This is a genomic window from Leptolyngbya boryana PCC 6306, from assembly GCF_000353285.1.
Classification (GTDB): domain Bacteria; phylum Cyanobacteriota; class Cyanobacteriia; order Leptolyngbyales; family Leptolyngbyaceae; genus Leptolyngbya; species Leptolyngbya boryana.
On the sequence record NZ_KB731324.1, the window covers coordinates 2490045 to 2503043 of the forward strand.

A 12999-nucleotide genomic window follows, 5' to 3' on the forward strand; every position below is an offset into this window, starting at 1 on the left:
TTGCGAAGCTCAACTTAAAATCAAGAATCTTACTGAGTATCTTTTTTTACAATCAGGATTTTTGTCACAACTTTGTCACAACTTATTGCCTAAACTCCTACTTGAGCTAGATGCTGACTGGATATATCTACCAAATTCAGTATTCGGCAATTCAATTAGAGATTCATTTTATACTCGCAATTTAAAAGGGTGAGCATTCAATGAGTCCTACAGGGTATTGCATATGAAATTGCCTATCTGCCTAGATTGCCCGTAACCGATAACGCGGAGCGGTTTGGCATAGGTTCAGCAGAGTTTGTCACTTATTTAATTGGTCAATCATGCAACCACGACGCACCCCCCGGCGAGCGAGTCAACTGCTTGCTGCTACATTTTTACTCACCACTGGATTCCCTCTCGCACCTGTATTTGCAGAAGGAACTCAAGCCGGTACTTCGATTAGTAACACCGCCAATGTTACCTACCGTTCTCCCAGAGATCCGGGAACGACCATCAATGCAACCTCGAACACTGTCTCAGTGCAAGTTGCAGAAGTGGCGGGGATTACGGTGACAGCCTCAGGGGTTACAGATGTTGACGGTGGACAGGTTGAGGTTGGAGACACCCTTTACTACACCTACAGCTTGACCAACGTTGGTAACGATCCAACGAGCTTCCGGATTCCAAACTTGGCAAGAGTGACTGGCCCAGGTACACCTGGCACCCTAGAGTACAGCATTGATGGGGGAGCGACTTGGACTGCGTTTCCAGGAAGTGAATTGCTCACCAACACAATCCCAAGCTTAGCGAACGGGATTGTGCCGGGCGGTTCAATTCTAGTACGTGTGCCTGTGACGATCGCAGCTGGGGCACAGGCGAATGATGTGGTTTCTGTCACCTTAGGGGATACTCCTGGAGATGCCCAAAACCAAGCCCGAAGCCCGAATGGAGGCGACGTTTATACCGTCGATAATCCAGACGGAACGCCAGGCGGAGAAGTGACAGGCGCACCTGTCAACGGCGTTCGAGAAGCGAGCAGTACAGCACAAGCAACGGTCAATCAAACGGCAAGAACCTATGCGTTAGCAACATTGCTGAAGACCCGGACAGGCTATACCCCCACTGGAGCGCCGGGTCCCGGTGATGATCAAATCTCCTATGGATTGAGCTTGCGAGTTGAAAATACTGATCCAACCGGACTTGGAATTACGCCTGCGCCTTTGGCTGGAACGACAGTCAATGGTGTAGCTGGCTCAAATATCTTAGTCTCGGATGCGATTCCTCTAGGCACAACGTTTGTCAGTGCTGTTGCTCCACTGGGTTGGCAAACAGTTTACACTAGCTCTGCGATTTCAATCGATGCAAACCAAGCGACGTGGAGCACAACTCCGATCGCGAATCCAACCCGGGTTGGTTTTGTCAGAACGGGCACGATTGCGCCTGGAACGACAGTCACCGGATTCCAAATCACCGTAGCCGTAGCAGGAACTCCTGCGTCTATTACAGTTGCAAACATTGGCCAATTGTTCGGTTCGACTCCAAGCCAAACGGTTGGACAACCTGGTGTACCAGTTTACGACGAATCTGGTGACCAGAATCCAAGTAACTACAGCGACGATGGAACTCCTCCTGGAACAGATTCAAACGGCGATGGTGTGCCTGATGCTTTGCCTGATACAGACATTGACGATGGTTTCGTCAATACTCCAGCTAGCCCTGAAACAGGTATCGATTCCGGCAACAATAATTCGGGTCAAGACAGCACCCCAACTGAAGGGGGTGGTGAAGCCAGTGTTTTCACCCTAAACACGCCTGTCCCGGCTGCTGTGAGCAATGGTCCCGATGGCGCACCCACCGCAACGGGTCCTTCTGGTACAGACAATGACGACTTTACGAATGCTTCGTCTCCTGTTCCACCGAACCTCGTTGCTGGAACTAATGCAACGCTTGACCCTGCTCCTGTTGCCTTTACAAACACGGTGCTGAACAGTGGAACGAGTCCTGGCAATATTGTGCTGACTCCACAACCTCCAGCGACTCTGGATCATCTTCCTGCAAATTCTACGGTGACGATTACGGCTGGTAGCAGTTCTGTGACTTATCAGTATGACGGTGCAGGGAACTACACGATCGTATCGAGCAACACAGGTGGAAACCCGATTCAAATCAACAATGTTCAACCGGGTCAGCAGGTGAACTATGGGGTTGAGGTCAATCTTCCGCTGAACACGCCGCTGTCAACCGATATCAATCGAGGTTTCCCGGTTCCAATTCAGGCAGGGATTGATACAGATAGTAACATTGCGACGATTGAGGCGACGAATTTGACCATCGATCGAGTCTATACAGGCTACCTCAGAACGGTCAAAGAGAGCCGCATTCTGCCGGGTACAGGTCCAGCACCGACAGCTGCGGATTCCACGTTCAGCACTACCCAAAAAACGCCTGCTCCAGGCAACGTCATTGAGTATCGGATTACCTACACCAACATTTCAGAACCGCAATCCGGCACAGGCAACATCATCCTGGAAGCTGAGCAAGTGGTGATTGATGAAAATGGCGTATCCGGTGCAAACAACACGAACAACTGGGCAAGAGACAATGATGGCAATGGCATCATTGACACGAGCAACATTGTAGGAAGTGCAGCGGATTCTGGTGCTTCGACGGTTAATTTCTTTAGCGGCAATCCAGCAACGACTGGGGCTGTTGATCAGACGGGAACGACGGCAACTACTGATGTGACGCGATATGTGAACACGGTAACTGGCATTGTTGCACCTCAGCAATCTCGAACCTTCACGTTCCGCCGTCGCGTGAACTAAGCTCAGTAGCCTTTTTGCAAGGAGTGATTTTCTAACGCTGCTCCTTGCAAAAGGTCTGATTGTTCATCCCATCATCTGCATTCATTTTTTACCGGAGAACCTTTATGAAACGTTGGTCTATTAGTTTAGGTGCAGTAGCTCTCATTGCTGCAACATTGCCATTCCTCAACGGTACGCCTGTGATGGCAAGCCTGCAACAGGCAGGAGCCGCGATCGCAGAGCGCCTACAACGCCCAGAAGTCAAACTCAACCTTGCAGTTGAGAAGCAAACCGTCATGGTCAATGAGCAAGGGCAAAAACAAGTGAAGTGGAATGCTCTGCAAGGCAAAGCTCTGGTTGAACCCGGGAATGTTCTGCGGTACAGCTTGACCGGGAAAAATGCGGGAGATCTGCCTGCTCAAGGCATTGAATTGACCCAACCGATTCCGAAAGGCACAAAATTTGTGTTGAACTCAGCCACAACAAACAGTGCAGGACAGATCACTTACAGCATTGATAACGGCAAAACTTTTGTGGAAGCACCGACGGTGACGGTGACCTTAGCAGACGGCAAGACGGTCGAACGTCCTGCACCTGCTGAAGCTTATACCCATGTGCGCTGGAACCTGGCTAAAGATTTGAATCCTCAAGCTGCCCTGATGGCTGCTTACCAAGTCGAAGTCCGCTAGAGCGAAGTTTGGACTAGAGGGAAAGAGCGAGCTTAGAAATAGAGCGCTTCTATCGGTTTCTTTTCCCTCTTTTTTTCATACATTCAATTTTTTCAACTGTTATAGCTTTATTCCCCCAAGAGTTAGGGACTAAGAGGAGCCTCGTGAATCGTCCTCAGATGAGAGAAAAAATATATCGAACTTGGCAGAGTGTGCTGTTAGCGATCGTTGCTAGTGGAGTCACAGCCCCTGCTACGTTTTCCCAAAGTCGTCCTCTCTTAAGCAATCAAGCCGAGTTACGTTATGTCGATCGGAGGTCGCAGCGCCCCTATAGTCTCATTTCTAATTCCTTGGGAACGGTTGCTAGTGGACTTGTTGATCCATTAGGACGGGTGCTTGGGTGTAATGGTGAATTGCTGCCAGACTATCGCGGATTCTCGGTCGCTCTATATGAGCCAGATCCAAGCGATCCGACAGGGACAGAGCTGGGTCGGTTAGTTGATCTGACTCCTACTGAGAGTCCCGACATTCCGGGGAATGGAATCCGTCCAGGACTGGCACCCAATCTGAGTAACATTAATCCTTTCTTTCTCACGAATGGCGAGGGCGGTCGATATAACTTCCTGTTTGACCCAAATCGTGGTCAAACAGATCCAGGAAAAACTTACATCCTTGTGATCAATCCGCCTGCCAATTCAATCTATCGACAACGCCGCATCAAGATTGAAATTCTCACACCTACTGGAACAGTCAATAACAGCATCGTCCGCTATCTGGCAACGTCGCTTGATGATCAACCGATCAGTACGACTGGCGGAACGAATATTACAAGTACAGTCGTGTTTGTTCCAGATGCTGAGCAAGTTGGCTTAGACCTTTTATCGTTGCAGTTTAACTCTTTGCTTTGTCAGTCTGAGCAAATGCAATTAGTCAAGAGTGGCGATCGCGCAACCGCAGAGCCGGGGGACTCTGTGATCTATCGATTGTCGATTCGGAACCAATCAGATGCAGGCTTAACTCAAATTCAAGCGACCGATACTTTGCCAACTGGGTTCAAGTTCTTAGCGAATTCAGTGCAGGCAGAAGTCGGCGGGCAGATTGTGCCTGTCACGACTGAAACACAAGGTTCGACGGTGATTTTCCGCTCGACTGCGACGATTCCACGGGGCAGTGTCATGAACATTGCTTATGCAACACAGCTTACGCCTGATGCAATTCGAGGATCGGGACGCAATAGCGCGATCGTCAATGGGCAACGAGTGGATAACGGGTTTGCTGTGAAAGATGGCCCGGCAACTCATCAACTCCGCATTCGTCCGGGGATTACTTCCGATTGTGGAACCATCATTGGGCGAGTGTTTGAGGATAAGAACCAAGACGGAGAACAGCAGAAGGATGAACCTGGAATTCCTAATGCTGTAATTTTCCTTGATGACGGAAATCGAATTACGACGGATAAAGATGGATTGTTTTCGGTCGCGAATGTTTTGCCTGGAAGCCGATCTGGTGTTTTGGATCTCAGTAGTATTCCGTCTTATACCCTTGCACCAACTCCCACGTTTAGAGAGCGCCGGAGTCAATCTCGGCTAGTTCGTCTTGCTCCGGGCGGACTGGTACGAATGAATTTTGGTGTCGTTCCAGTCTCGCGTAAAGAGGGCAAGTCATGAAGTCGCAGTTTTTCTTGTATGTCTCTCTCTTCTTGGCGGGAGTTTTGCTCGCTCCAGTACAAGCTCAGGAGGCGAATTCTAAACAGCAATCAACCCCGACATCTCTTGAATCAGTTGATGCAGCAAAACCGAGTTCAACCGCAGTTGAGGTAAAGCCTGAACGGCAACCCAACCCGGAATTCTCTGCGCAAAGCACAACTGATGAGGTCAAGATTCTTTCACCTGCGATCGATGCGGTTATTGATGTGCCTGCTGCAATGGTTGTTGTTCAAGCTCCAGAAGGTAAGCAGGTCGAACTGCGAGTCAATGGTGTACTTGTCTCTAATCAACTGATTGGACGAACCGAGACGGATCAAAAATCAGGTCAGGTGCTCCGAACTTACTATGGTGTTTCGCTGCAACCAGGTAGCAATACAATCTCTGCGCAAATCATTGGTGCTAGTCAATCAGCGCAAGTCACCGTACAGGTACGTGGGGAAGCTGAGAAACTCTCTGTACAAGCCGCAGAAGCCAAAATTCCTGCAGATGGACGATCGACTGCGGCGATTCGAGGCGAGCTTCTGGATGGACAAGGCAATCGATCGAATCGAGACGCATTAATCACGCTTTCAACGACCGCAGGCGAATTCCTAGATACAGATGCAGCAGCGGATCAGCCTGGCTTTCAAGTCAAAGCAGAGCGAGGACAATTTACGGCGCGATTGAGATCGGGATTAGAAGCAAGGACGGTGACCATTCGCGCGGCTGTTGGAAAGCTAGAAGACTTTACTCAATTGCAGTTTGAGACGAACCTGCGTCCTTCGATCGCGACGGGGGTGATTGATTTACGATTCGGTAGACAAGGCACGGATTTTTACAGAAGCTTCCGTGATTTTCTGCCTGTGAATCGGGATAACAACTATCAACTCGATTTCGGTGCAGCCGTTTTTGCGACGGGGCGCATCGGAGATTGGTTGCTCACAGGTGCATACAACAGTGCTCGTCCTTTGAATGAGACGTGTGATGGCACGAATAGTTTGTTTCGACCCAATGACCAATCCTGTGATCAGAACTATAGTGTTTATGGAGATAGCTCTGAATCAACGATTCTCACGCCTTCGATCGATAGTCTTTTCCTGAAGCTAGAACGCACCTCACCTGTTGCTGGAGCCGGGACAGACTATGCCATGTGGGGTGATTACACCACTGAAGAATTTGCGACGCGATCGCAAGAATTCAGTGCGACAAATCGCCAGCTTCACGGCTTTAAGACGAACTACAATTTCGGCAATCTCCAAATCACAGGACTGTTTGCGAACAATATTCAGGGATTTCAACGCGATACGCTTGTTCCTGATGGCACAAGCGGATTTTACTTTCTCTCTCGTCGGTTGCTCGTTGAAGGGAGCGAGTCGATTTTTCTGGAACTCGAAGAACTCAATCGACCCGGAACCGTGCTCAAACGTCAGCAACTGAGCCGTGGAAAAGATTATGAAATTGATTACGATCGAGGCACGATTTTATTTCGTGAGCCGATCACTCGAACTGATGTTGGAGAGGTTGGAGAAACGCTGGTTCGTCGTATTGTTTCGACCTATCAATACGATACGCCTGGCTCAGATTCTCGGATGTTTGCGGGTCGAGTGCGATATCATTTCGCCCGTGGCTTAAATCGTGAAAGTTGGCTAGGTGCGACTTATCTTCGAGAAGATCAAGGCACGAGAGATTTTGAGTTGTATGGAGCCGATGCGTTTGTTTCCCTCGGTCAGAATAGTCATGCTTTAGCAGAATATGCTCGATCGACAAATCTCTCTGATGTGCTGGGATTAGTCAGCGGGTCTGCTTATCGGTTTGAGCTAGAAAGCAAACTTTCGCAAGGCATTGATGCGCGTGCCTACTATCGTCAAGCTGATACAGGCTTTGCAAACAATGCAACGGTTAGTTTTGTTCCAGGTCAAACTCGCTATGGGACTCAACTGACAGCACAAGTTGGTAAAACGACAAATTTACGATTTCAATATGACCATGAGGATAATCGCGGCATTGCACCGCGTCCGTTAACCACACTCGAAGATCTCTTTAGTCCTCGAACAGAGCCACTCCCAGGGACACAGGTTGACAATTCGCTCACGACGATTTTGGCAGGGATTCAGCAGAAAATTGGCACAGCGGATTTAACCGTCGATTGGATTCATCGCGATCGCGAAGATCGGCTGAATTCTGGTTTGGATAGTAACTCGGATCAATTGCGATCGCGCCTCAATGTCCCGCTGACTCGCGACTTGACGTTTATTGCTCAGAATGAGACGACGCTTTCTCAAGAAACAGATGCGATTTATAGCGATCGCACGTTACTGGGTCTAAACTGGCAAGTTGTTTCTGGTATCAATGTTCAGTTAGCCCAACAATTTTTCACTCGTGGGCAATTTGAAGGACAATCGATCACTAGCTTAAATGTGATTGGCGACTATAAATTGGCGCGAGACACGACGTTGAGAGGGCGCTATACGCTCTGGGGCGGTGCGAACGATTTAACGATGCAGGGCGCAATTGGAATTAACCAAGGCATCGTGATTTCTCCTGGGTTACGGCTTGACTTAGCATACGATCGCATCTTCGGCGATTTTCTTGGTCGAAGTGCTGCTGGTTCTCGATTTGCTCAGCCTTTTGCGTTTGGACAAGGTGCTTCGGCGCTTGGACTTGAAAGTGGTGATAGTTATAGCGTTGGGCTTGAATACACGGGTAGTCCAGACTTTAAAGCGAGCGCTCGCTATGAGCATCGCTCGTCTTCACAGAGTCGCAATACAGTAATTTCAGCCGCAGCGGCTGGAAAAATTAGTCCTGAGCTAACCGCGTTGCTGCGATATCAGCAAGCGAATAGCGCGAATCAGACCTTGGTTGGGTTGCCAGACACAGCGAACTTGAAATTTGGTTTAGCTTATCGCAATCCACGCGACGATCGATTCAATGCCCTACTACGGTACGAATACCGCAAAAATCCTGCGACGATTCCTGACAGTATTTTATTCAGCACTGGCACTGGCACAAAGGATCATCTATTTGGACTCGAAGCAATCTATGCCCCGGATTGGCGATGGGAATTTTATGGTAAATTTGCTCTGCGGAATAGTCGCTCTTATTTAGCAAGTGATTTGGCAGGAACAAGCACTGCAACGTTAACTCAGATTCGCGCAACTTACCGTTTTGCAGAGCAATGGGATATAACGGGTGAGGCTCGTTGGATTCATCAAACTGCTGGATTTAGTGAAACTGGCTTAGCGATCGAAGCGGGCTACTACCTCAATCCAAATCTTCGGCTTGCCGCAGGCTATAGCTTCGGGCGTGCCCACGATCGAGACTTAACCGGATCGCGTTCTGCTGGAGGAATCTATCTTGGCTTAACCATGAAAGTGAATGAACTTTTCAACGGCTTTGGATTGCAAAAAGTGCCACCTCCACAAAATGTCAAAGAGGATCAAGTCACTACCCAACAAGCCACACCAGCAACGCCGCAAGCAAATTCCTCTACCGATACGCCACGTTAAACTATCGCGATTCTTCTCACTCTGCCCCGAAACTGAGCCAGGATGTTACCCATGTATTCCTTTCTACGATTCTTTAGAGCATTGCGTCGCGCCTTTCAGAAGCAACGGCGAAACATAAAATATCGAAAAACGATTTATCCAGTATTATCACTCATTGCCTTCTTATTCTCATCATTTGCGTCAGTGGCAAATGCCCAAGTTACGCTTAACAGTACCAACGTCTATGCTGTATGGGGAAGTACTGCGGGTACTGCAAGGAATATTAGTACTCTCAATGTAACAACGGGTGCACTTTCTTCACCACCATTTACTTCATCTAGGATTACGGCTACAGCAGCAATGGCGTTTGATCCGAATGGATCTGCCTTATATTACTCCGATCGTACTACTAGTCCTAATAACCTCATTCGGTACACTAGTGCTGGTGAATCAGCTAGCCTTGGAACATTTCCAGGAAGTGATAGCAATGTGCCAATCTTACGCATGGGATTTCGTGGGACAACAGGATATGCAATTTCTAGTAACAATACAATCTATACCTTTACAACAGGCACTCCATCCACAATTACAAACCTAGGAACAGTCAATTTTCTTGGAACTTCTCCATCAGGAACGACAGCTAGCGGTGACATTGCTTTTGATGGTTATGGTAGAGGGTGGGCAATCTTTGGAAATTCTTTGTATCGCCTGAATATGAATGTTACTCCTCCTGAAGCAATTCCGATCGGGCAAGTTTCGGTTGGGGGAACACCTCTTGCGACTAGCTTCATAACGATTGGAAGTATTGCGTTCGACAGTAATGGTAACTTATTAATTGCTGGTTCCCTTACGGCAGGAGGTGCTAACGTTTACAGGGTTAGTATCAATGATGCATCGGCTGTACAAGTTGGCTCAACCTTGGTAAATATATCTCTTCCTGATTTAGCAAGCGGTAATTTTCCGCTGATTGATCCCCAGATCCAGGCGACGAAAACGGTTAGTCCTACAGGGTCAGTGCTACCGGGTGCAACATTGACTTATACGATCGAAGTCGAAAACATTGGGAGTGCGCCTGCGGTCAACCTCGACTTCATTGATCCGCTTCCTGCGGGAACCACTTATGTTGCCAACAGCGCAACTTTGAATGGCACAAACCTGAACGCGGCAACCTACCCCTTCGCAAGTGCTTATCGAATTACAGGTCGTAATGCTTCTAACGGCACCTTGAAAGTTGGTAATGCGAACCGTGCCACTCTCACATTTCAGGTTACGGTTAACACTACAAACTTGCCCTCTAGTATTACAAACCAGGGTACGATCGTTTATCTGGATAGTCCCATCAGTGGCGTTTCCACTACCAATGCCACAACAACTATTACATCGCCTGTATCTGGCTACAAGTCAGTGAGATTAACCACCGACGCGGATGGCAGTGGTACTGTCACTCCTGGCGATACGCTGACTTGGACGATTTCTTATCGCAACAATAGTACTGCTGCCGTCTCTAACGTTCAGATCAATGATCAATTACCGACTGGCTTGACAACTGCGACGGGTTCTCAAACCGTTACCGTATCGGGTATCGGAACCAGTGCTACAAGAAACAGTGCCTACACAGGTGCCTCTGCGGGTGCGGTCAGCAACTTGCTCAACACGGGGGCAACGCTTGGCGCAAGTGGGGTGATTACGGTGAGTATTCCAACGACTGTGAACAGCGGATTTAGCGGAACCCTTAGTAATCAGGCAAATGCAACAGGTTCTAGCATTCCGGGAAGCGGCACACTCACAGATAACGTAGATAATACGAGTTCCCTGCCTTCGGGTGTTACTGTTCCTGCTGGCAGTATTACGCAAATCCAAAATTCCACGATCGATCCTACAACCGCAACTGTTGTTACTCCTGCTGTTATTAGCATCAGCGGAACTGTTTGGAATGATGCAGATAATAGTGCAAACAATACCTTCAGTAATATCAGAACTGGGTCTGAACCTGGAACCAATGCAGGTGGACTGAATGCAATTCTGGTAAATAGTGCCGGAAATGTCATTGCAACTACTCCCATTGCTGCCAACGGTACTTACACTTTCAACAATATTACTGGCAATCAAAGTAACGTCACGATTCGCCTGAGTACCATAGCTGGAACTGTTGGGAATACTGCTCCTACTGCATCAATTCCCGTAGGATGGACGAACACGAGTCCTTTAACCACGGCTGCTTTTAATATTAGTGCAACCAACCTCACTGGACGCGATTTTGGGATTGAACAACTTCCAACCACCAATCCTGTGAGTGCGAGTCCCCAAATAAATCCCGGCGGAACGAATACTGTTCAGGTTCCGACGCTTTCGGGAACAGACCCTGAAGATGGAGCTTTAGGTAGCGGCAATAACTTTAAGATTGTGACGTTACCGAGTAATGGCACACTTTACTACGATGGAACCCAGATTACGACTTCTAACTTTGTCATCAACGCTTACGATCCGGCTAGGCTGAGGATCGATCCGAATGATGGCACATTAACGGTGAGCTTTACCTATGTCGCGATCGATGCTGCTGGAAAGGAATCTCTCACTCCCGCAACCGTAACCATGCCCTTTACGGCTGCTCTAGTTTCGATTTCTGGTACCGTGTTTCATGATCACTCGGCAAACGTGGTTTTCGATAATGATCTGGGAAATGATATCGGAACGAATGCAGGCTCATCCAGTTTAACCGTGTATGCAGTGAATTCCTCGGGTCAGGTCGTAGATAAAGCGACCGTTGCAGCGAATGGAGCATATACGTTGAATGTTCCTCCGAATAGCACAGTCACATTGCGCCTTTCTAACAATGCAAGTATTGCGATCGGTGATCCTGCTCCAACTGCCCCCAGTCTTCCTAGCGGTTGGTATCACACAGGTGAAAACCTCAATGGCACAATCGATGCGGTCATCTCTACTTTGGGAGACATGGCGATTACAACGGCGACCAGCGCTCTGCCCAATCACAATTTTGGAATTCGTCAAGGCTATGTAATTGCTCCCGATCCTGCTCCTACCACTTGTAATCCTGATTACACAGGAGCTTTAACAACTGGAATCAGTTCTACGGGTGGTCAACTTTCTCCTGGAAACTTTGATCTGAACTGGTCAGTCGAGTGGCTCAATGCAAGTCTGGGAGCAATTCCCTATGCGCCTGCTCGTCCAGTTGGACCCATGCCTGCGGTTGTTGTTGGAAATTTAGCCCCAGGCGCATGGATCAATGAGCCATCGAATGCTCGATGGATTAGTTATCCGTTCCGCCTGTCGAACAATAGCAATGGTAATCATCAAAACGCAGATCTGGATGGGATTGTCGGTGAGATTGCGACCCCCGGATCGTATACAGGCACGTCAGACACGATCCGTCTCAAGTACACAGCGAGTGTTACTTTGCCTGCAAATGCAAACGCAATTAGCGTCTCTTTACCGATCGGGGTTTCAGTTGACAACCAATTTGTGAGCGTTAGAGTCAATGGTGTAGAAAATCTATCGCCTTTGCCAGCACAAGATCCGCAAACAGAAGATTATCGTGCGACGCGAACTGTCAATATGACCCAAGGTTGGCAGCCAGGAGTCAATATCATCGAAATCATCACAGATTCAGGATCACCTTTGACAGGGTTTTTCCTAAGAGTAGAGGCTGCGACGATTCAGGTCTGTGCTTCACCTAATGTATCTGTTGTAAAACGCATTACAGCGATTAACGGTCAGACTAGCACTCAAGGCGGAGACAATCTGAGCTTGTATAAAGATGAGGCGAGTAATCCCTACGACGATAATACGATTACGATTCCCACTCAGCCAAATCCCACCGATCCACCCAAAGATACGGATAAATGGCCAAATCTGAGCACTTTCCTAGTAGGAGGGACAAACGGCGGATTTACCAAACCCGGTGATGAGCTTGAGTATACGATCTACTTCTTATCCGCAGGAGACGGAGAAGCTCAAAACGTTCTCTTCTGCGATCGCGTTCCCACGAATGTCACATTTAATCCGACTGCATTTAACACAGGCGTGCCTGCTGATCCAAATGGAATCAGTACAGCAAATCGCGGCATTGTGGTGAATGTTGGAGGCAATAGCCTAGCACTAACAGGTGTTGCCGATGGCGATCGTGCTCGCTATTTTCCACCCGGAGTTGAACCTAGCTTGGTTCCTGAATTCAGCGGAATTAATTGTAATGGAGCCAATACTAATGGTGCAGTGGTTGTCAATTTAGGCAATTTGAACAGCGCAACGGCTCCAGGTGTCCCTGCTGATTCTTACGGGTTTGTTCGCTTTCGAGCAAGGGTGAAGTAGGCGAATCCAGCACATTTGACGGGAAGATAGGGGATAAGCTGCATCTGAGTTC

General features: G+C 48.4%; 5 protein-coding genes. All 5 read left to right on the forward strand.

What is annotated here, in order from left to right:
- The first annotated feature begins 320 nt into the window (after positions 1-320).
- Complete coding sequence (locus LEPBO_RS0112485) at positions 321-2804, forward strand: DUF7925 domain-containing protein (RefSeq protein WP_017287909.1); 2484 nt, start codon at positions 321-323, stop codon at positions 2802-2804.
- A gap of 104 nt (positions 2805-2908) precedes the next feature.
- Positions 2909-3472 (forward strand): DUF11 domain-containing protein, encoded by a 564-nt coding sequence (locus LEPBO_RS0112490; RefSeq protein ID WP_017287910.1) that lies wholly within the window; start codon positions 2909-2911, stop codon positions 3470-3472.
- A 143-nt stretch (positions 3473-3615) separates the two neighbouring features.
- Positions 3616-5118, forward strand: a complete 1503-nt coding sequence (locus LEPBO_RS0112495) for a DUF11 domain-containing protein (RefSeq protein ID WP_026148599.1) — start codon at positions 3616-3618, stop codon at positions 5116-5118.
- Complete coding sequence (locus LEPBO_RS0112500; RefSeq protein ID WP_017287912.1) at positions 5115-8642, forward strand: hypothetical protein; 3528 nt, start codon at positions 5115-5117, stop codon at positions 8640-8642. The genes LEPBO_RS0112495 and LEPBO_RS0112500 overlap by 4 nt, the downstream gene beginning before the upstream one ends.
- Before the next feature lie 51 nt (positions 8643-8693).
- Positions 8694-12947 carry a beta strand repeat-containing protein gene (locus tag LEPBO_RS0112505; protein ID WP_172410463.1) on the forward strand — a complete coding sequence of 1418 codons (4254 nt, stop codon included), beginning with the start codon at positions 8694-8696 and terminating at the stop codon, positions 12945-12947.
- Positions 12948-12999 lie beyond the last annotated feature (52 nt).